Below are 20,031 nucleotides of genomic sequence, written 5' to 3' on the forward strand. Positions count from 1 at the left end.
GAAGGGTTCATTGGCAGGCTTTCCATGCGTTAGTATGCCAACGATTATTGACGAATCGGCCCCAGCACCTCATCCATAGAATCCCTGACCCATGGCCACACACGATCTTTACCAGCGCCCGGGATTTTTGCTGCGCAGAGCGCACCAGATCTCGGCCTCGATTTTTGAGAGGGCCTGCGCCGACTTGGGCTTAACGCCAGCGCAGTATGGCGTGCTGCGCGTGATGCAAGACCATCCGGGCATTGACCAATCGAGTTTGGCGCGGGCATTGGCTTTTGACAAAGTGACAGTGCTCCGTGTCATCAAGGGTCTGGAGGACCGGGGTTTTTGCCAACGCGCCGTTTCACCCGACAACCGCAGGCAAATGGCTGTGCGGCTGACACCTGCGGGCGCTGATCTGCTTCGTCAAGCGCAACAGCCAGTGCGGCAGGCATATGAAACCCTGTTGAGTCCTTTCGATGACGCCCAGCGCGAGCAGTTTTTGAGTCTGTTGTTGTTGCTCAACACCCAACTCAACACCGAGGCGCGTGCCAGCTTTGTACCGATGGCGTCTGGAACCGATCCGGTCTAGTGCTGTCGGAGGGCTTGCCCGCCTCAGTCCGTGCGAAACCTGTACTTGAGCTGAAAGCTCACCGCACCGTAAAGGCGGTCTTTGAGCGGTGGAACCAGCGCCACGTTCAGGCCCCAGTGGCTGCTTTCCAAGGTGGCGGTGGGAATGATCGCCGGGAACCAGTCGCCGTTGTAGGCATTCGGGTAGCCATTGAAAGCCCCGGCCACCGCGCCCAGTTTGACACCGGCATAGGTCCATGGCTGGACATAAACACCCACATAGCTCGAATCGGCGTTGTTGCTGTTGCGAAAGCGCCCGGCGGTGGCTGACCACATGGGGTCGATGCGGTATTCCAGGCCGAAGCCGGGATTGGCGTTGCGCAAGCCTTTGTGGGTGTCAAAGTGCGCCGAGTAAAACCCGGCATTGACCCAGAGGCGGCTGGCGTCGAACTCGGCGTGGGCCGCCAGCGCGGCCGTGCTGGCGCAAAACAAGCAGGCCAGGCGCTTCATGGTGTCACCACGTTCTGGCTCAAAGCGACTTGAACACGTCGGCCGCGACCCGCACGGTCTCAGCGATGTCGGCTTCGGTGTGCGCGGCACTCACAAAACCTGCTTCGTACAAAGCGGGGGCAATGTAGATGCCGCCGTCCAACAAACCGTGGAACAGCTTGTTGAACTTGGGGCTGTCGCTGGTCATCACTGTGGCGTAGTTTTGTGGCAGTTCGGGCAACAAGAAAAAGCCAAACATGCCGCCCTGGCAATCGCCTGCAAAAGGCACGCCCGCCGCAGCGGCAGCGCCCGTGAGGCCATCGACCAAACTTTGGGTGCGTGCACCCAGAGCGTCAAAAAAGCCGGGTTTGGCGATCTCGCGCAGCGTGGTCAAGCCACAAGCAGTGGCCACCGGGTTACCACTCAAGGTGCCGGCTTGGTAAACCGGGCCGGTGGGGGCCAGCTGGCGCATGATTTCGCGTGGACCGCCAAAGGCCGCCAGTGGCATGCCGCCGCCAATCACTTTGCCCAGCACCGTCATGTCGGGTTTGAAACCGGGGATCAGACCGGCATAAACGCTTTGTGCACTGCCCAAGGCCACCCGGAAACCGGACATCACTTCGTCAAACACCAGTAAGGCGCCGAATTCGGTGCACAGTTCGCGGCAGCGTTTCATGAAGGGCACGCTGGCCCGCACAAAGTTCATGTTGCCCGCGATCGGCTCGATCATCACGCAGGCCAACTCCCTGCCATGCAAGGCAAATGCTTCTTCCAGCGCGTTGATGTTGTTGTACTCCAGCACCAAGGTGTCGCGCACCACTTCGGGCGGCACGCCCGCGCTGGTGGGGTTGCCAAAGGTGGCCAGGCCCGAGCCAGCTTTGACCAGCAGCGCATCGCAATGCCCGTGGTAGCAGCCTTCAAATTTGATGAACTTGCTGCGGCCGGTCGCGCCGCGTGCCAGGCGCAGGGCGCTCATGCCCGCTTCGGTGCCTGAGCTGACCAGGCGCACCATTTCCATGGACGGCACATGTTTCAGGATCTCTTCGGCCAGCTCGATTTCACGCTCGGTGGGGGCACCATACGAGAAGCCATCCAGTGCCGCTTTTTGCACCGCTTCGAGCACGGCGGGGTGGCCATGGCCCAAGATCATCGGGCCCCAAGAGCCGATGTAGTCGATGTACTTTTGGCCGTTGGCATCCCAAAAATAAGCGCCCTGCGCGCGCTGCACAAAGCGCGGTGTGCCGCCCACGGCACGAAAAGCGCGCACAGGCGAGTTGACGCCACCAGGGATCACTTGGGCTGCGCGGTCAAAAAGGGTTTGGTTGCGGTCGGTCATGTGGGCTCTCAGTGTTTGGTTTCGTTGAAAGGCACTTCAAAGTAATCGGCGCCAGGGTGAACTTCCGGGCCTTCCTCATTGTCTGTTTCTTCGTCTTCAGGCAATGCCCAAAAAAGCCGGTCTGGAATGACCTGGCCCATGCCGGGCCGAAAGCCTTCGTCGAGGCACCGGTCCAGGTAGTGCAGGGCTTCGCTGGTGGCTTCGGGCAGGTCCATGCCCGTGGCCAGCAAGGCGGCCAGCGCAGCGGTGAGCGTGTCGCCTGCACCTGCAAACACCGCCTCGATGCGCTCGAATTTTTCATGACCCAGCACGGTTTCGGGCGAGGCCAGAACGTTGTCAATGTGTTGCTCGGGCAGGGGCAGGCCGGTCACCAGGGTGTAAGGCACGCCCAGTTCGGCCGCGGCTTTGGCGATGTCGCGGGGCCCGGGGTTGCGCTCGCCGCTCCAGTCGGGCAGCAGCCAGCGGCGCAGCGTGCTGTGGTGGCCCACCAGAACACTGGTCTGGGGCAAGAGCAGTTCGCGAAAAGCGTCCAAGTAGGCGTCGATCTTGTCTTCTTCCCACCAAGACAGGTTGGGCATATAGGCCACCAAGGGCACACCGTCGTAGTCGTCAGACAGCTCGGCAATCACCGACAAAGCTTCTGGGGTGCCGACAAAGCCAACCTTGATGACCTGCACCGGGACGTCTTCGGCCATGGCGCGCGCTTGGTCGTGTACGGCTTCGTCGTCCAAGGGGTAGAAATCGGTGATGCTGGTGGTGTCGCGCACATAGGTGCCGGTGCAAATCGGCATGCAGTGGGCACCGACCGAAGCCATGGCCACCGCGTCGCAGCTCAAGCCGCCAGCGCCGCAGGGATCGTTCGCGTTGAATGACAGCACACAAGCCAAGGAGGCCGATTCTTCTTCGGCCAGGACCTGCTCAATGTTGGGGGTTTCGGGGCTGGAGTCGGTCATTCAAAAGTCGAATCTCAGAGGCTTCGGGTCCGCTTGGCGGGCTGCCGGTGGGCAGGGCCGATACAATCAAAACATTCTATTCGACTCTCTGATTGCGACACGGTGATGGAACACAAAACTTGGATGTGCTTGATTTGCGGCTGGATTTACGACGAGGCCGAGGGTGACCCCGAACATGGCATTGCGCCGGGCACCAAATGGGAAGACGTGCCCATGAACTGGACCTGCCCCGAGTGCGCGGCCCGCAAAGAAGACTTCGAGATGGTTGCCATCTGATCAGTCTGCACTTTTCTTGACCACCGCATACCGGGCCAGTGTTTTCTCGCGGGCTTGGGCGTGGTCCACGATGGGGGCCGGGTAGGTTTGGCCGATCAACACCCCTGCCGCTTGCAATTCCAGGGGTTTGGCAAGCCATGGGGCATGCAAGTCTTTGGTGGGCAGACTGGCCAATTCAGGCAAGTATCGGCGAATGAACTTGCCCTCTGGGTCGAACTTTTCGCTTTGACTGATCGGGTTGAAGATGCGGAAGTAAGGCTGCGCGTCACACCCACTGGAGCTGGCCCACTGCCATCCGCCATTGTTGGCCGACAGGTCAAAGTCGTTCAGGTGGGTGGCAAAGTACTTTTCCCCCCAACGCCAGTCGATGCCCAAATCCTTGACCAAAAAGCTGGCCACCACCATGCGCAGTCGGTTGTGCATGTAGCCCGTTTGGTTGATCTGGCGCATGGCTGCGTCCACCAGCGGGTAGCCGGTGCGCGCTTCGCACCAGGCGTCAAACAGCTTGTGGGCGTGGGGGCCGTGTTCCCAACGGATCGCGTCGTAGTCGGGCTTGAAGCTTTGGCCCCGGCCCACATGCGCAAAGTTGTGCAGCACCTGCACATAAAAGTCACGCCAAATCAACTCTGACAGCCACACACTGGCGCCCACGCTGCCCGCCAACATGCGCGGGTGCGCCTCACGGGCCAACTGGCGGATCGACACCGTCCCAAAGCGCAAATGCACGCTCAGGTAGCTCGGCCCTTTGACGGCCGGAAAGTTACGCGTGTCTTCGTACTGGTCGATGCGGGTCAAAAAGTCTTGCAGCAATGCCTGCGCGCCCGACTCGCCGGTGGGTATTTTCAGGGCCTGCAGGTTGGTGGGCTCAAACCCGATGTCGGCCAGGCTGGGCACCGGATGCGCCAGGTCGTCGGGGCGCGGGGCCAGGCGTTGGGCCAGTGGTGCCACTTCGTAGGCCTGCAGGTCTTCGGGCGTGACTTTTTTCAGCCAGGCGTTTTTGTAGGGCGTGAACACGCTGAAGGGCTTGGCCATCTGCGTCAGCACCTCGTTGCGTTCAAAAACCACATGGTCCTTGAATGTGTGCAGCACGATGCCGTGGTCGGCCAGGTGGCCGCGCACTTGGATGTCACGGGCCAGGGCCAGGGGTTCGTCGTCGTGGTTGGCAAACACTGCCTGGGCCTGCAGGTGCTGGGCCAGTTTGACGATTTTGTCTTTGGCCACGCCGTGGCGCACGATCAGGCCCGCTTGAGGATCGCCCGCCATGTCGCGCAAACGGGCATCCACCTCGACCAGCGACTCGCGGATGAACTCGACCCGGCGGTCGGCTCGGGGCAAGGCATCCAAAATTTCGGTGTCGAACACGAACACCACATGCACCCGCTGGCAATGCTTCAAGGCTTGCGACAGCGCAGCGTTGTCGGTCACGCGCAAGTCGCGGCGCAGCCAGACCAGGCCACAAGAAAAAGGGGTTTCCATCAGGGTATGCCGGGTTGGATGAAGGAATGCACCCGTGGTCCGAACCGCGAGGGCAGGACCGCTAAAATCGGTGCATGACCGATTGTGCCTCCATCGACCTCAAGCATCATTTTCTGATCGCCATGCCCGGGTTGGAAGACGAGACATTCGCCCGCAGTGTCATTTACATGTGCGAGCACAGTGCCCGGGGTGCCATGGGCCTGATCATCAATAAACCCTCTGACATCAGCATGCGCCTCTTGTTTGACAAGGTGGACTTGCCTTTGCGCCGCGAAGATTTGGTGCAAAACCCGGTGCTGCAAGGCGGCCCGGTGCAAACCGAGCGCGGCTTTGTGCTGCACGACCCCGTCCAAATGGCGCCTGCCGACAAAGAGGCTGGGCCCATGTATGCCTCGACCCTGAGTGTGCCAGGGGGCCTTGAGATGACGACCTCCCGCGACGTGCTGGAAGCCCTGTCCTCTGGCGCCGGTCCTCGCCGGGTCTTGGTTACCTTGGGTTACGCGTCTTGGGGTGAGGGCCAACTGGAGTCCGAGCTGGGAGAAAACACCTGGCTCACGGTGCCTGCGAGTGTGGATGTGATCTTTGACGTTCCCATGGCCGAGCGCTATGACCGCGCCCTGGACCTGCTGGGCCTCAAAAGCTGGATGCTCTCGCCTGACGCGGGGCACGCATGAGCTGCACCCCCGAGAACACCGTTCCGGCTCAACACCAGAGTTTTCTGGCCTTTGACTATGGCCTCAAGCGCACCGGTGTGGCCGTGGGCAACCGATTGATGAAATCGGCCACGCCGCAAGGCACCATTGCCGCCGAGGGCGATGCCCGGTTTGAACACATCGCCAAACGCATCCAGGAGTGGCAGCCCGACGCGCTGGTGATCGGCGTACCCACCCACCCCGACGGTGGCGAGCACGAAAACACCTTGCGCGCCCGCAAGTTCGGTCGCCAGCTGCGTGGCCGGTTTGGCCTGGCGGTCTATGAAGTGGACGAGCGCTACACCACCACCGAAGCCCATTCCTATGGGGCCAAAGACGCCGATGCGGCCGCTGCGGCGATCATCCTGGACCAATTTTTAAGGAACATCCCATGAGCGCACTGGCCCTGAACGCCGAGGCTTTGTACCTGGAGCTGCTGCGCGGTGTGCGCAGCCTGTGCACCACCCACACCCGTTTGGTGGGTATCACCTCCGGCGGGGCTTGGTTGGCCGAGCGCTTGCAGCGCGATTTGGCCTTGACCGGCGAGTCGGGCCAGGTGTCTTCGGTCATGCACCGCGACGACTTTGCCCAGCGCGGCCTGTCGGCAGGGGGCCAGACCCATTTGCCTTTTGAAGTGGACGGTGCCGACATTCTGGTGCTCGACGATGTGCTCTACACCGGCCGCACGATTCGCGCCGTGCTGAACGAAATTTTTGACTACGGCCGCCCCGCCCGCGTGCAGCTGGCCGTGCTGGTGGACCGCGGTGGGCGTCAGCTGCCGGTGCAGGCCGACTTCGCCGCTGCCCGTGTGGCCCTGCCCGAGACCCAATCGCTGGCGCTGGCCCGCGACGATGCGGGTCGGTTCAGTTTTGAAGTGGAGAACAAAGCCTGACGGAGGTGAAAACAACATGCTCTACAAACGCAACAACCCCCAACTCAACCAAAACGGCGAGCTGATCCACCTGCTCTCCACCGAAGGCCTGTCCAAAGACATCCTGACGCACATCCTCGACACCGCGTCGAGCTTTGTCAGCGTGAGCGACCGCGAGGTCAAAAAGGTGCCCCTCTTGCGCGGCAAGAGCGTGTTCAACCTGTTTTTTGAAAACAGCACCCGCACCCGCACCACCTTTGACATCGCAGCCACCCGCCTGTCGGCCGACGTTTACACGCTGGACATTGCACGCTCTTCTGCAGCCAAGGGCGAGTCACTGCTTGACACCATTGCCAACTTGAGCGCCATGGCCGCCGACATTTTTGTGGTGCGCCACAGCGAATCGGGTGCGCCTTATTTGATCGCCCAGCACGTCGCGCCCCATGTGCATGTGGTCAACGCGGGTGACGGGCGCCATGCCCACCCCACCCAGGCGCTGCTGGACATGTACACCATCCGGCACTACAAAAAAGACTTTGCCAACCTCACGGTGGCCATCGTGGGCGACGTGCTGCACTCCCGGGTGGCTCGGTCTGACATCCACGCGCTCACCACACTGGGATGTGCCGAAGTGCGGGTGGTAGGCCCAAAGACTTTGGTGCCCTCGGACATGGCGCAAATGGGCGTGCGTGTCTTCAACAACCTCGAAGAGGGTATCAAGGGCTGTGACGTGGTCATCATGCTGCGCTTGCAAAACGAGCGCATGAGCGGCGCGCTCTTGCCTTCTAGCCAAGAGTATTTCCAAAGCTTTGGCCTGACCCCTGAAAAACTCCAACTGGCCAAGCCCGATGCCATCGTCATGCACCCCGGCCCGATCAACCGCGGGGTCGAGATCGACTCGGCGGTGGTGGACGGCCAGCAAAGCGTGATCTTGCCCCAGGTGACCTTCGGCATCGCGGTGCGCATGGCGGTGATGAGCATCGTCGCGGGCAACGTCGCGTAACCATCAGCCGACAAGGAACAAAAGATGAAACTTCTCATCCAAAACGGCCGCATGATCGATCCCGCCAGCGGCTTTGACCAAACAGGTGATGTGGCGATTGCGGCCGGGCGCATCGTGGCCATGGGCCAGGCACCGGACGGCTTCACGCCCAACCGTGTGATCGACGCCAAGGGCTGCATCGTGGCCCCGGGTTTGGTGGACTTGGCGGCCCGTTTGCGCGAGCCCGGTCAAGAGCACGCGGGCATGCTCGAGAGCGAATTGGCCGCTGCCGTGGCGGGAGGTGTAACCAGTTTGGTTTGTCCGCCCGACACCCAGCCGGTGCTGGATGAACCAGGCTTGGTCGAGATGCTGCGTTACCGCGCCGAAAAATTGAACCTGGCCCGCGTGCTGCCTTTGGGCGCGCTCACGGTGGGCCTCAAAGGCGATGTGTTGACCGAAATGAGCCAGCTCACGGCCGCAGGCTGTGTGGGTTTCTCTCAGGCCGAAGTGCCGATCCCCAGCACCCAGGTGCTGCAACGCGCCTTGCAATACGCCAGCACCTTTGGCTTCACCGTCTGGTTGCGCCCGCAAGAGCTGCACCTGGGCAAGGGCGTGGCCGCCAGCGGCCCACTGGCGACGCGCATGGGTTTGTCGGGCGTGTCGGTGGCCGCCGAAACCATTGCCCTGCACACCATTTTCGAGCTGGTGCGCAGTACCCGTGCCCGTGTGCACCTGTGCCGCATCAGCAGTGCCCAAGGTGTCGAGCTGGTGCGCCAGGCCAAGGCCGAGGGCTTACCTGTGACGGCCGATGTGAGCATCAACTCATTGCACCTGACCGATGCCGACATGGGTTACTTCGACAGCCGCGCCCGGTTGACACCCGTGTTGCGCCAGCAGCGCGACCGCGACGCCCTGCGTGCGGGTTTGGCCGATGGCACGCTGGACGTGCTGGTGTCTGACCATACTCCGGTCGATGCCGATGCCAAAGCCCTGCCATTTGCCGAAGCCGAAGCCGGTGCGAGCGGTTTGGAATTGTTGTGGAGCCTGGCCCTGAAATGGGGCCAAGACGCCCAAGTGCCCGTGACCGATGTGTTGTCGCGCATCACGGCCGATCCAGCCCGTGTGTTGGGCAGCACGCTGGGCCACTTGCAAGACTCGGTGGGTCATCTGGCCGTGGGCGGCGTAGCCGATGTCTGCGTCTTGTCCACCGAAGGGCATTGGTTGGTGGGCGATGCCGCCTTGCGCAGCCAGGGCAAGAGCACGCCGTTTTCAGGCTACGAGTTGCCTGGTCGCGTGATGACCACGGTGGTTGGCGGCGAAGTGGCCTTCGAAGCCGCTTGATCGCGGGGCGCAGCGACAGCATGGGTTCTTTGCTCGCCGTTTGGAAATTTCTGCGCGGTTTGTGGCATGTGCTGACGGGCATGTGGACCATTTACGTGCGCTTTCCCCAGCTCAGCCCCGAGCAGCGCGAGATGCGCGTGCAAGCCTGGGCGCTGCAGTTTTTGGCCTTGTGGGGCGTTCATCTGCGGGTGTTGGGTCAACCCGTTGTGAATGGCCCTACGCTCATGGTGGCCAACCACATCTCGTGGCTCGACATTTTGGTCATCCATGCAGCGCGCCATTGCCGTTTTGTCTCCAAATCCGACATCCGAGACTGGCCGCTGGTGGGCATGTTGGCCACGGGTGCAGGCACGCTGTACATCGAGCGCACCAGCCGCAAAGACGCGCTGCGCATGGTCAAAGACATGGCCGATGCGATGCGCAACGGCGACGTGGTGGCGGTTTTTCCGGAAGGCACCACCAGCGATGGACGCGAGTTGTTGCCTTTTCACGCCAACCTGATCCAGGCAGCCATTCAGGCCGAAGCCCCGGTGCAGCCCATGTCGCTGAAGTTCATCGATGCCCAAACCGGTGAACTGAGCTTTGCACCTTGTTACATCGGTGACGACACCTTGATCGGCTCGATGTGGCGAACCCTGAAATCCAGCCGCATCGAGGCGGTGGTGCATTTTGGCGAACCCCAAGCAGCCAACGGACGGGACCGCCGGGTTTGGGCGCAGGATTTGCGCCAAGACATCATGCTTTTGCGGGACGCCCCCTAGGCCGTTGACTCCCCGCCCACCAAAGTTGGGGCGAGTCTTTCAGACGAACTTGACGGGTTGGTATTTGGGGTCGGTGTGCTCGCACGCCTCGGCTTTGGCGCAAGGCATCTGGCAAAGGTCTCGGTCGGAGACCGGGCAGGCGCGGTTGAAGGTCACCACGTGGTCCACTTCGGCGCGGATGCCGATCCATTCGCCCAGCTTGTGGTCGTGGTGGCTGGGCACATGGGCCATCAACAAGTCGCCGCTGGCCAAGCGCAGGGTGTACAAAAACTCGGAGCCACGAAAGGCTTTGCGGATGATTTCAGCCTTCACGGGTGCGTCGTCGTCGTGCACGATGTCGTCGGCACGCAAGAGCACGTCGCATTGGCCGTCTTCAAACACGCAGGGCAGGGGGCATTCGGCCACATCGCGCAGTTCGCCCACCGGGGTGCTGACCATGATGTGCCCATCCACCTCGCGCAGCGTGGCGGGCGTGAACACGCCGTGCCCAATGAAGTCGGCCACAAAGCGGGTGGCGGGGCGGTGGTAGAGGCTGTAGGCATCGTCCCACTGGTGCAATTGCCCTTCGCTCATGACACCGATGACATCGCCAATGGCAAAGGCCTCGAGTTGGTCGTGTGTGACCAGCAAGGCGGTGGCTTGGGCAGCCTTGAGGATGTTGCGCACCTCTTGCGCCAAGCGTTCACGCAGGTCGATGTCCAGGTTGGAAAACGGCTCGTCCAACAGCAGCAGGTCGGGCCGAGGGGCCAAAGCACGGGCCAAGGCCACGCGTTGCTGCTGACCGCCCGAGAGTTCGTGCGCAAAGCGTTTGTCGGCGCCATTCAGACCCACCAAATCCAGCACCTCGGCCACACGGCGCTGGCGTTCGGTCTTGGACAGGTGCGCCAAGCCAAAACCCACATTGCGGCCCACATCCATATGGGGAAACAAGGCGTAATCCTGGAACACCATGCCAATGCGGCGGCTCTCGGCCGGTTCGGTGTGTTGCGCGTCACTCACCACCCGGTCAGACAGCAGCACTTGACCGCCAGAAACTGGCTCCAGTCCGGCCACAGCCCGCAGCAAGCTGGTCTTGCCGCAGCCCGAAGGTCCAATCAAGACACCAATGTCACCCGCCTTGAGGCTCAGGTTCACACCGTGCACAGCGGGTGTGCTGCTGCCGGGGTATCGGATGTCCAGTTGACGCAGTTCGAGAAACATGTCTTGGATTGTAGGCAGGTTGTTCTGCGCTCCTACAATCCACGCCTATGCTGACCACTTTGGCCCGCCGTTTGTCGGGTCTCCCTTCCTTGCTGTTTGCTTTGCTGGCGCTGGCTTTGGCCTTGCCGGTTTTGGCCGTGCTCGGTTCTTGGCTGCAGTGGAGCGGCGAGAGCGCCAGCATCTTGCGCGAGATGGCGGCCACCGTGCTGCCCGATTACGCGCTGACCACGCTGGGCTTGTGCCTCATGGTGGCGGTGGGTGTGACGGTGCTGGGCCTGGCCACGGCCGCCTTGGTGACCTTGTTTGATTTCCCGGGGCGCGGCATTTTTGAGTGGCTGCTGCTCTTGCCGCTGGCCATGCCGGCCTATGTGGTGGCTTATGCCTACACCGACTTTTTGCAGTTCAGCGGGCCGCTGCAGGTGGCCTTGCGCGAAGCGCTGGGTTTGCGAGGCCGTTTGTGGCCCGATGTGCGCAGCGTCTGGGGCGCGGCGCTGGTGTTCACGCTCTCGCTTTACCCTTATGTGTATTTGCTCGCCCGCACCGCTTTGGTCGAGCGGGCTTCGGGTTTGATGGAAGCGGCCCGCTTGTTGGGTGCGCCTTTGTCTCGCCGCATCCGCGAGATCGCTTTGCCGCTGGCCCGCCCGGCTGTGGCTGCGGGCGTGGCGCTGGCCCTCATGGAAACCTTGGCCGACTTTGGTGTGTCCAGCTACTTCGGCATCCAGACCTTCACGGCGGGTATCTACAAAGCCTGGCTGTCCATGGACAACCGCATCGCTGCGGCTCAACTGGCCACGGTGTTGCTGGCGGTGGTGGTGGTCTTGCTGCAGCTGGAGCAACGCGCCCAGAAGCGCATGCGCTTTAACCAAGGGCGCGGCTCGCGCCAGGGCTCGGCCGAAGCGCAGCCTGTGCAGTTGCACGGCATGCACCGCGTGCTGGCTTGGAGCGTGTGTGGCTTGCCTGTGTTGTTGGCCTTTGTGTTGCCTGTGCTCATCATGCTCAGGGCCTTTGTGGGCGAGACGACCGAAATGCCTTGGGAGCGCTTTGGCCAGTGGGCCTGGACCAGCTTGCGCCTGGGCGCCATCACGGCGGTGCTGGCCGTGGGCGTGGCGCTGGCGCTGGCCTTCAGTGTGCGCACCCGCGCCGACCGCATCAGCCAGGGGGCCATCCAGTTGGTGGGCCTGGGTTATGCCATTCCCGGTGCGGTGGTGGTGGTCGGCTTGCTCTTGCCCTTGGGTTGGATTCAGCAAGTTTGGCCCGCATCGTCTGCGGGCGCCTGGATCACGGCCACGTCTTTGGGCCTGGTGTGGGCTTATTTGGTGCGCTTTTGTGCGGTGGCTTTGCAATCGGTGCAAAGCGGTTATGCCCGCATCCCGTCCAGCTTGGACGATTCGGCCCGCATGCTGGGCGTGACCGGCTGGGGCTTGATGCGCCGGGTGCACGCGCCGCTGCTTCAGCGCACGACCATCGCCGCTGCCTTGCTGGTGTTTGTGGACGTGATGAAGGAGTTGCCCGCCACCATGGTGCTGCGACCCTTCAACAGCGACACACTGGCCGTGGTGGCCTACCAACTGGCGCGTGACGAGCGCTTGGGCGAAGCGGCTTTGCCCTCATTGGCTTTGGTGCTGGTGGGTTTGATCCCGGTCATTTTGCTCAGCCGGACTTTGCGTCAACCGGCTGCCTGAGCTTCCAACATGGCCCAGCACTTGCTGGGCAAGGGGCCTTCAATCCCTTCGGGCCATCAAAGACTTTTCTTCCAAGATTTGCCGCACGATGGCCCGCGCATGGTCTTCGGTCAGGTTGTATTCGTGGCGCAAATGTTCAATGGTTCTTTGCTCTTTGGCATCGATATGGCCGTCTTTGAGGAGTTCTTCGACTTCAGTGGTGAACTCCAGTTCATGGGTGCGGACCCGTGCAGCAAATGCAGAGGCCACGATGCCTGTGAGCAAAGCCGCGGTGAAGATCCCCGACAAGGCTGTGAACGCGCCAATCACTTTGCCCCATGGCGACAGCGGCGTGACATCGCCATAGCCCACGGTGGTGATGGTCACGATGGACCACCACATGGCGTCAGGGATGGTGCCCAGCTTGTCGGGCTGTAAATGGTGCTCGGCAAAGTAGATCAGGCATGAGGTGATCAGGATGGACAAGACCAAGAGGTAAAGCGCCGAGACAAAAGCGTCTCGCTCGGCATAGATCGAGGCCATCAGGTCTTCGAGTGCCGTCGAGTAATGCGACAACTTCAAGATGCGCATGACGCGGATGATGCGCAAAAAGCGCAGATCCAGGCCCGGCAACAAGGCTTGTAAGAAGAAAGGCAGGATGGCCAACAAATCAACCAAGCCATGAAAACTGAAGACGTAGGCCAGGCGTCGGCGTGTTTCAGTGGCGTGCTTTTTGGGAGGGCGGTCTGCGGCGGTCCAGATGCGCAGCAGGTATTCGATGCTGAAGAAAGCCACCGAAAACAGGTCAAACAGCTGCAAGCTGAGACCGTATTGCGCCTCAATGGATGGCACCGACTCCAAAATCACCGCCAGCACGTTGCTCAGCACCATCAAGGTCAACACCCAAGAAAAGACCCGCGCGGCTCTTAGGTCTTGCTGGCTTTGTAACTCCAGAATCAAGAACAGGCGCTGCCTGAGGGGAGTGATGGGGGTCATGTGGACATCTTAGACAAGAAAACCGGCGTGAATCCCCATGCAGATCATGATATTGGTGGTGGCTGATATAAATGGCGTTGTTTTTCAGCGTCCGCGATGCCACGCTGGCCATGCCCGTGTTGATGTTGCCGGCGGTGCAGATCAACATCCGGGCGGGTGAGATGCCGCCTGCCGAGGCCAATGGGGTGGCTTATCTGAAAATTCCCTTGAACGCTGTTTGACGGCGCAACATGGACCGCTTTAGCTGAATCTGTGCATAAGCAAAGAACAAATCAGTGGTTTGCAGGCTGTTTGAAAGTGGCCACAATGCGCCATGACCGTGTTTTGCCGTGTTGAGTGGCTGAAACCGGCTGCGCAATTGAAGAAGCATCGCCTGGATATTGGACAATCGGGCGAAAACCCATACCAATGGAATTGACCCATGCCCGCCAAAGCCCAAGTTGACGACAGCGTTTTGACCGACTCTGAAGAAGTCTTTGAAAAAGCCGCAGAGGTGTTTAGGGTGATGTCCGCGCCCATGCGGCTGCGCATCATCAGTGCGCTGTGCAACGCCGAGAAAAACGTCGGCGAGTTGTTGGCCGAAATCGACACCACCCAGCCCAATATGTCGCAGCACCTGAACACGCTTTACCAAGCTGGTGTGGTGGGCAAACGACGTGATGGCGTACAAATTTATTACCGGATCATCAATGAGCAGGTAGTCATGCTCTGCCGCGCGGTCTGCGTTCAAATTGCCAGCGAGTCCGATTGAAAGACAAGCGTCAGTTTGGAGTCGGGTTTTCACGGGCACAGATTTGCCCTTGACGGGACTAATATCCATACTTAAGGAGAAACGAATGAAAAGAAATCTGTTGTTGCTAATCGGCTTGTTGGTCACTTCCCTGTCCTGGGCCGATATCAAGGTCGTTTACCACCTGAGTGAGGGCATTCCGCAGGCATCACGGGCGATTGGCAATATACGCAACCACTTGGCAGCCGACCCCAAGGTCAAGATCGTGGTGGTGGCCCATGGTTTAGGCATCGACTTTTTGCTGGATGGCGCTGTCAACCAAATGGACCAAGCCTTTGCGGGGGGCGTGAGCGATTTGGCCAACAAAGGTGTGGAGTTTCGCGTTTGCAACAACACCTTGGTGTCACGCAAAATTCCGGCAGACAAGTTGTTGATGGAAGCCAAAGTGGTGCCAGCAGGCGTGGCCGAAGTGGCCACATTGCAAGCCAAGCAAGGCTTTGTTTATTTGCGCCCCTGAGTTGGATGGCTAATACCAGCCATGCATTGATTTTTATCGAGGAAAACCCATGAAGATGAAGCACCTTTTGTCAGCGGCCACCCTGGTTGCCGTGTCGAGTCTGGCGCAAGCCCAGATCGATCCATTGCAGGCGCGAAGCCTGGCGGCATCTTGTGCCGCTTGTCACGGCACCGATGGCCGTGCGCAGCCCGGCATGATCTCGTTGGCAGGCTCCAACAAGAACGACATGGTCAAGAAAATGCAAGATTACAAAGCCGGTCGTGTGCCTGCTGCCACGATCATGCACCAGCTCGCCAAGGGCTACACAGATGAGCAAATCGAAGCCATTGCGGTTTATTTTGCGGCCCAAAAACGATAAGGAACACATCATGCAACGTCGTCATTTTTTACAAACCGGCTCCGCTTTGGGTGCCATGGGCATGGTTTCCGGCTGCGCCACCATCGGTGGTGGCAGCGGCCCCAAGGTGGTGGTCATCGGTGGCGGTTATTCCGGTGCCACTGCTGCCAAATACCTGCGCATGTGGTCGGACCACAAAATCCAGGTCACCTTGGTGGAGCCCAACAGCGCCTTCATCTCTTGCCCCATCTCCAACTTGGTGCTCGGTGGCAGCAAGACGATGGCCGACATCACCACCCCTTATGACAACCTGACCAAGCGCCACGGCGTCAAGGTGATCAAGGACCGTGTCAACACCATCGACGCCGACAAGCGCATCGTCAAATTGGCAGGCGGCACAGAGCTGACTTATGACCGCTTGATTGTCTCGCCTGGTGTCGATTTCATGTGGGAGACCTTGCCCGGCATGAACCGTGCCGGCGCCAAAGAGCAAGTGATGCACGCCTGGAAAGCGGGCGAGCAAACGCTGACGCTGCGCAAGCAACTCGAAGCCATGCCAGATGGCGGTGTGTTCGCCATGTCCATTCCCTTGGCGCCTTACCGTTGCCCCCCCGGCCCCTATGAGCGCGCCTGCCAGGTGGCCGACTATTTCACCAGAGCCAAACCCAAGAGCAAAGTCTTGATTTTGGACGCCAACGACGACGTCACCTCCAAGCCTGCTTTGTTCAAGAAGGCTTGGACCGACCGCTACAAAGGCATCATCGAGTACCGCGGCAAGCACAACGTGACCGATGTGGATGTGGCCAACAAGACCTTGAAGTTTGAGTTCAACGAAGACATCAAGGCCAGCGTTTTGAACGTGATCCCCAGCATGCGTGCCGGTGATGTGGCTGTGAACGCCGGATTGGCCACGGCCAACAAGCGCTGGTGCGAAGTCGATTTCTTAACCTTTGAATCCAAAGCTGCCAAGAACGTGCACGTGTTGGGCGATTCGATCCAGATTGCTCCGGGCATGCCCAAATCAGGTCACATGGCCAACCAGCATGGCAAGACCTGCGCGGCTGCGGTCATTGCTTTGTTGATGGGCAAACAGGTCAACAACATGCCGGTGTACAACAACACCTGCTACAGCTTTGTGAGCAGCAAAGATGTGATTCATGTGGCCAGCGTGCACCGTTACGATGCCGAGAGAAAGACCATGGTGGCTGTGGCTGGCGCGGGTGGTGTTTCGAGCGCCGCCAACGAACTGGAAGGCATCTACGCCTTGTCTTGGGCGCAAAACATCTGGGCCGACACGCTGGCTTGATGCTCTAAGACCTCACCCCAAAACGCCGCAGTCCTAGACTCGCGGCGTTTTTTTTGGTTGGGTGTTTACATGGCCCAGCCCATGCTGCGGTGGATGCGCCATGAAATACCTGCACCCAACCAAATCGCAATCAGCGTGAGCCAAGCGGTGACCGAGAAAATAGACCCACCGGTCAAGCCAGCGCCCACGGTGCAGCCGCCAGCCAACACAGCACCAAAACCCATGAGCACGGCGCCCGTCAGGTAATGGCCGAGTTTGTTTTCGGTTTTGAAGCCTTCAAATTTGAACTCGCCACCCACCATGGCCCCCAACAGAGAGCCGATGAATGTGGCGGGCAATAAACCGGCATCAAAACCCACGCTGGGTGAAGTGGCGCTGGACAGCACCCGCATCAACATTTCTGCCGATGCGCTGCTGAAACTCAGGCTTTGGATTTGAATGGCTTCAAACGACTGTGACGCGATGGCCTGAGTCAAACCCCAGCCCAGAGCGATGCTCAATCCCGTGACCAGTGCAAATACGGCCAAGCCCCAGCGCTGGGGATGTGTTTTGAAGAAAAAGTAAATACCGGTGGCCAATGCCAACAAAGCCAGAGCCAGGCCACCCGTAGCGCCAAGCCCTGTGATGTGCAACAAATCGCGCGACGGGCCGCCATCCACAGCCCACCAACCGGCCAAGGCTTTGCGAGCGGGAGCCAACCAGCCCGCGATGCTGGCTTGAACCGTGACCGCGAAGACCAAACCAGCCAACAATGCACGCATGTTGCCGTTGGCCGACAAGATCAGCAAACGGCTGGCGCAGCCTCGCGTCAGGATCATGCCGGCGCCAAAAAACAAACCACCCAAAACAGCGCCTGAAATGCTGCCAGGCATGGCGATGTAACGGGCGTCTGTTGGTTTGAGCCCACCCATGAACACCAAAGCCTGCACACCCACCAGGCAAGCCCCAAATGCCAGCCACCAGACGCTGAACCGATCGCGCGCCTGACCTTCGCAGCATTCGATTACGGCCGCGCGGGCACAAAATCGGCTGCGTTGGGCCGCAAAACCGAAAATGAAACCCACCAAGGCACCGGCCATGGCCAATACTTGGGTGTCACCCCAAGTTTCGATCAAGCTTGCGAGATTCACGAATTTCTCCAATAATTCATTGGTTTCTTATATTTATAGGGGCCGAGTTGTCCAATCCTGTGGCCAACGCAAAACCCGCTATTGTCCACTTTCTTAAATCCATGCCGTCAGTACCCTCTTTGCCACCCCACCCAGCATGGCGCAGGCGTGACTGTTTGGTGATGGCTGGCTTGGCCTTGGGTTTGGGGCCCGCGTTCGGCCAACGCAGCCCCGCTACATTGCCTGCAGCGCAATCTTTGCCAGAAGAGTTGGCCCGAGCGATTCAAAACAAGCAGCCTTTGGTGGTCATGGTCAGCTTGGACGGCTGTGCGTTTTGCCGCCAAGCCCGGCACAGTCACCTGTCGCCCATGCAAAAAGCCGGCACGGTCATCGTGCAGGTGGACATGCGCAGCACCCAGGCGGTGGTTGATTTCGGGGGCAAACTCGTCACGCACGACCAATTGGCCCGAGCCTGGAAAGTGTCCATCGCACCCACGTTGCTCTTTTTTGGGCCCCAAGGCAAAGAAGTGGCCGAACGCATGGAAGGCGCCTATTTGCCCGACTTTTATGGCCCGTATCTGGAAGAACGCATCGCGCAGGGCCGTAAAGCCTTGTAACTGCCTTTTGCGCTCCCTCAAAGATGATCCCCATTCAAATTGACTCGGCCTGGAAAGGCACCTCGGACTGCCGCAATTGCGGCATCCGCGACATGGTGCTCTTTGCCGACTTGAACGAACAGGATTTTGGCGAAATCCACGCCCCCATCGATGACATGGTGTTTGCTGCAGACGCTCCCCTGTACACCGAAGGTCAAGCCGCCTTGGGTGTGTTCACCTTGCGCAAAGGCATGATCAAGCTGGTGCGGTCCACCGCCGACGGCCGCGAGCGCATCGTGCGCGTGCTGCGCACAGGCGACGTGGTCGGTCTCGAGGCCTTGGCGACTGCACGCTACGACACCGAAGCCATTGCCCTGGTCGAAGCCCACGTTTGCCGCATTCCCCTGTCGGTGCTGCACCACTTGTCGGCCAACTCGCCGCGCCTTCACAAACGCCTGATGCAAAAGTGGCAACAAGCCCTGAAAGATGCCGACGACTGGTTGGCCGATTTGAACTTCGGCTCGGCCCGCCAACGCGTGGCCGCCTTGGCCCTGAAAATGCGCGATCCCGACCAACCCGGCATGACCTCGTTTTTTGCGCGTGAAGACATGGGTGCCATGCTCGACATCAAACTCGAAACTGTGAGTCGCGAAATCAGCGCCCTGGTGCGCGACGGTGCCCTGAAGCCCTGCGACAAACAGGGGCGGCGCTACGAAATCACGAACGAGGTGCTGTTGCAGCGCTGAAACAACGCAGCGCGGCGGATGCGTCAACCGAGGTCAATTGCTTCACCTATTGCCAGGGGGCCTCTGGTGCGACCTGGTAACGACAGCTGTGCACTGGATCAAACGCTGGCCGCTTGATAAGCGGCCAGCAACGAGCCCCGTCCCTGTCTTACAGCGCGTTGATCGGTATCTTGACGTAAGCCGTGCCGTTTGCTTCCTTGGGCGGCATCTCGCCAGCGCGGATGTTGATCTGCACCGCCGGCAAAATCAGCGCAGGCATCTCCAGTGTGGCATCTCGCTTGGTGCGCATCTCCACAAACTGGGCCTCACTGATGCCGTCGTGCACATGGATGTTCTTCGCCCGCTGCTCGGCCACAGTCGTTTCAAACGCCACCGGGCGGTTGTTAGGCGGGTAATCGTGGCACATGAACAGCCGCGTCTCGGACGGCAGGCTCAAAATCTTGCCTATGGACGCATACAGCGTCCTGGCATCGCCACCGGGGAAGTCACAGCGGGCCGTACCCACGTCGGGCATGAACAAGGTGTCGCCACCGAACACCGCATCGCCGACCTGGTAGGCCACGCAAGCGGGCGTGTGGCCCGGCACCGCCATGACGCGTGCTGTGAGTTCGCCAATGCGGAACTCTTCCTCGTCCTTGAGCAGTGCATCGAATTGCGAACCATCCAGTCGAAATTCGGGCTCCAGGTTGAAGATGCCCTTGAACACCTTCTGCACACGCGTGATCTGGTCGCCGATGCCGATCTTCCCTCCAAGCTTTTCCTTCAGGTAAGGGGCAGCGCTCAGGTGGTCGGCGTGCGCATGGGTCTCCAGGATCCATTGCACCTGCAGGTCGTTGGCATTCACGAAGTCAATCACCTTGTCGGCCGAGGTGGTGCGGGTGCGCCCGGACTTGTGGTCGTAGTCCAGCACCGAGTCGATGATGGCGGCGGCCGAGCCCGGGCCATTGTGGACGACGTAGGTTACCGTCCAAGTGGCTGAGTCAAAGATGCCGTGGACTTGGGGCTTCAGCGCATGGGTGGTCATGGAACGATCCTTTCAGTTAAGTTTTAAATAGTATATTGACAAATATATTGTTTGTCAATAAAGTATGGTCATCGCTGTTAATA

23 protein-coding genes and 1 pseudogene are annotated in these 20,031 nt (G+C 60.2%); 16 read left to right on the forward strand and 8 right to left on the reverse strand.

Features of this window, described 5'->3' with window-relative positions; genetic code table 11:
- Positions 1–91: 91 nt before the first annotated feature.
- The gene (locus ABWQ00_RS01105) at positions 92–571 is read left to right on the forward strand and encodes a MarR family winged helix-turn-helix transcriptional regulator (protein ID WP_353236817.1); all 480 of its coding nucleotides are present in this window, start codon (positions 92–94) and stop codon (positions 569–571) included.
- Between the two features lie 23 nt (positions 572–594).
- Here the strand turns inward: ABWQ00_RS01105 and ABWQ00_RS01110 are convergent, their stop codons facing one another.
- Genes ABWQ00_RS01110 through thiD form a run of 3 tightly spaced genes read right to left on the reverse strand, consistent with a single transcriptional unit; the run spans position 595 to position 3,327 of the window.
- Positions 595–1,059, reverse strand: a complete 465-nt coding sequence (locus ABWQ00_RS01110) for a hypothetical protein (RefSeq protein WP_353236818.1) — start codon at positions 1,057–1,059, stop codon at positions 595–597.
- A 19-nt stretch (positions 1,060–1,078) separates the two neighbouring features.
- Positions 1,079–2,374, reverse strand: a complete 1,296-nt coding sequence (gene hemL / locus ABWQ00_RS01115; RefSeq protein WP_353236819.1) for a glutamate-1-semialdehyde 2,1-aminomutase — start codon at positions 2,372–2,374, stop codon at positions 1,079–1,081.
- Positions 2,375–2,382: 8 nt separating this feature from the next.
- Entirely contained in the window at positions 2,383–3,327 is a 945-nt protein-coding gene (thiD, locus tag ABWQ00_RS01120) for a bifunctional hydroxymethylpyrimidine kinase/phosphomethylpyrimidine kinase (RefSeq protein ID WP_353236820.1), read from the reverse strand.
- A 105-nt stretch (positions 3,328–3,432) separates the two neighbouring features.
- Between thiD and ABWQ00_RS01125 the strand changes: the two genes are divergently transcribed.
- Entirely contained in the window at positions 3,433–3,603 is a 171-nt protein-coding gene (locus ABWQ00_RS01125; protein WP_019427587.1) for a rubredoxin, read from the forward strand.
- Here the strand turns inward: ABWQ00_RS01125 and ABWQ00_RS01130 are convergent, their stop codons facing one another.
- On the reverse strand, positions 3,604–5,079 hold the full coding sequence (locus tag ABWQ00_RS01130; protein ID WP_353236821.1) for a cryptochrome/photolyase family protein: 1,476 nt from the start codon (positions 5,077–5,079) through the stop codon (positions 3,604–3,606).
- Between the two features lie 74 nt (positions 5,080–5,153).
- Between ABWQ00_RS01130 and ABWQ00_RS01135 the strand changes: the two genes are divergently transcribed.
- Genes ABWQ00_RS01135 through ABWQ00_RS01160 form a run of 6 tightly spaced genes read left to right on the forward strand, consistent with a single transcriptional unit; the run spans position 5,154 to position 9,726 of the window.
- Positions 5,154–5,753 carry a YqgE/AlgH family protein gene (locus tag ABWQ00_RS01135; RefSeq protein ID WP_353236822.1) on the forward strand — a complete coding sequence of 200 codons (600 nt, stop codon included), beginning with the start codon at positions 5,154–5,156 and terminating at the stop codon, positions 5,751–5,753.
- Positions 5,750–6,166, forward strand: coding sequence for a Holliday junction resolvase RuvX (gene ruvX / locus ABWQ00_RS01140; RefSeq protein WP_353236823.1), 417 nt, complete (start codon positions 5,750–5,752; stop codon positions 6,164–6,166). The genes ABWQ00_RS01135 and ruvX overlap by 4 nt, the downstream gene beginning before the upstream one ends.
- Positions 6,163–6,663 (forward strand): bifunctional pyr operon transcriptional regulator/uracil phosphoribosyltransferase PyrR, encoded by a 501-nt coding sequence (gene pyrR, locus ABWQ00_RS01145; RefSeq protein WP_353236824.1) that lies wholly within the window; start codon positions 6,163–6,165, stop codon positions 6,661–6,663. Before ruvX ends, pyrR begins: the two co-directional genes overlap by 4 nt.
- A gap of 16 nt (positions 6,664–6,679) precedes the next feature.
- The gene (locus tag ABWQ00_RS01150) at positions 6,680–7,645 is read left to right on the forward strand and encodes an aspartate carbamoyltransferase catalytic subunit (RefSeq protein ID WP_353236825.1); all 966 of its coding nucleotides are present in this window, start codon (positions 6,680–6,682) and stop codon (positions 7,643–7,645) included.
- A gap of 24 nt (positions 7,646–7,669) precedes the next feature.
- Positions 7,670–8,965 (forward strand): dihydroorotase, encoded by a 1,296-nt coding sequence (locus ABWQ00_RS01155; RefSeq protein WP_353236826.1) that lies wholly within the window; start codon positions 7,670–7,672, stop codon positions 8,963–8,965.
- 20 nt (positions 8,966–8,985) lie between these two features.
- On the forward strand, positions 8,986–9,726 hold the full coding sequence (locus tag ABWQ00_RS01160; protein WP_353236827.1) for a lysophospholipid acyltransferase family protein: 741 nt from the start codon (positions 8,986–8,988) through the stop codon (positions 9,724–9,726).
- A gap of 39 nt (positions 9,727–9,765) precedes the next feature.
- On the opposite strand, the gene ABWQ00_RS01165 is transcribed toward ABWQ00_RS01160, so the two are convergent.
- A complete protein-coding gene (locus ABWQ00_RS01165; protein ID WP_353236828.1) occupies positions 9,766–10,926 on the reverse strand; it encodes an ABC transporter ATP-binding protein in 1,161 nt (386 codons plus the stop codon).
- A 47-nt stretch (positions 10,927–10,973) separates the two neighbouring features.
- Between ABWQ00_RS01165 and ABWQ00_RS01170 the strand changes: the two genes are divergently transcribed.
- On the forward strand, positions 10,974–12,608 hold the full coding sequence (locus ABWQ00_RS01170) for an ABC transporter permease (protein ID WP_353236829.1): 1,635 nt from the start codon (positions 10,974–10,976) through the stop codon (positions 12,606–12,608).
- A gap of 39 nt (positions 12,609–12,647) precedes the next feature.
- On the opposite strand, the gene ABWQ00_RS01175 is transcribed toward ABWQ00_RS01170, so the two are convergent.
- Positions 12,648–13,583, reverse strand: coding sequence for an ion transporter (locus tag ABWQ00_RS01175; RefSeq protein WP_353236830.1), 936 nt, complete (start codon positions 13,581–13,583; stop codon positions 12,648–12,650).
- Positions 13,584–13,675: 92 nt separating this feature from the next.
- Here ABWQ00_RS01175 and ABWQ00_RS01180 point away from each other — a divergent pair.
- The 5 genes and pseudogenes from ABWQ00_RS01180 to ABWQ00_RS01200 form a co-directional block, all read left to right on the forward strand.
- Positions 13,676–13,804, forward strand: a pseudogene (locus ABWQ00_RS01180) (MBL fold metallo-hydrolase); the annotation flags it as partial.
- A 200-nt stretch (positions 13,805–14,004) separates the two neighbouring features.
- Entirely contained in the window at positions 14,005–14,334 is a 330-nt protein-coding gene (locus ABWQ00_RS01185; RefSeq protein ID WP_353236831.1) for an ArsR/SmtB family transcription factor, read from the forward strand.
- Between the two features lie 85 nt (positions 14,335–14,419).
- Complete coding sequence (locus ABWQ00_RS01190; protein ID WP_353236832.1) at positions 14,420–14,830, forward strand: DsrE family protein; 411 nt, start codon at positions 14,420–14,422, stop codon at positions 14,828–14,830.
- A gap of 49 nt (positions 14,831–14,879) precedes the next feature.
- Positions 14,880–15,188: a c-type cytochrome gene (locus tag ABWQ00_RS01195; protein WP_353236833.1), complete on the forward strand. Its 309-nt coding sequence runs from the start codon at positions 14,880–14,882 to the stop codon at positions 15,186–15,188.
- Positions 15,189–15,198: 10 nt separating this feature from the next.
- Positions 15,199–16,473 (forward strand): FCSD flavin-binding domain-containing protein, encoded by a 1,275-nt coding sequence (locus ABWQ00_RS01200; RefSeq protein WP_353236834.1) that lies wholly within the window; start codon positions 15,199–15,201, stop codon positions 16,471–16,473.
- Between the two features lie 65 nt (positions 16,474–16,538).
- Here the strand turns inward: ABWQ00_RS01200 and ABWQ00_RS01205 are convergent, their stop codons facing one another.
- Entirely contained in the window at positions 16,539–17,603 is a 1,065-nt protein-coding gene (locus ABWQ00_RS01205) for a YeeE/YedE family protein (RefSeq protein WP_353236835.1), read from the reverse strand.
- A 101-nt stretch (positions 17,604–17,704) separates the two neighbouring features.
- Between ABWQ00_RS01205 and ABWQ00_RS01210 the strand changes: the two genes are divergently transcribed.
- The gene (locus ABWQ00_RS01210) at positions 17,705–18,199 is read left to right on the forward strand and encodes a thioredoxin fold domain-containing protein (RefSeq protein WP_353236836.1); all 495 of its coding nucleotides are present in this window, start codon (positions 17,705–17,707) and stop codon (positions 18,197–18,199) included.
- A 23-nt stretch (positions 18,200–18,222) separates the two neighbouring features.
- Entirely contained in the window at positions 18,223–18,924 is a 702-nt protein-coding gene (locus ABWQ00_RS01215; protein ID WP_353236837.1) for a Crp/Fnr family transcriptional regulator, read from the forward strand.
- A gap of 148 nt (positions 18,925–19,072) precedes the next feature.
- Here the strand turns inward: ABWQ00_RS01215 and ABWQ00_RS01220 are convergent, their stop codons facing one another.
- Positions 19,073–19,948 carry an MBL fold metallo-hydrolase gene (locus ABWQ00_RS01220; RefSeq protein WP_353236838.1) on the reverse strand — a complete coding sequence of 292 codons (876 nt, stop codon included), beginning with the start codon at positions 19,946–19,948 and terminating at the stop codon, positions 19,073–19,075.
- Positions 19,949–20,031 lie beyond the last annotated feature (83 nt).

The organism is Limnohabitans sp., assembly GCF_040400975.1.
Classification (GTDB): Bacteria; Pseudomonadota; Gammaproteobacteria; order Burkholderiales; family Burkholderiaceae_C; genus Limnohabitans_A.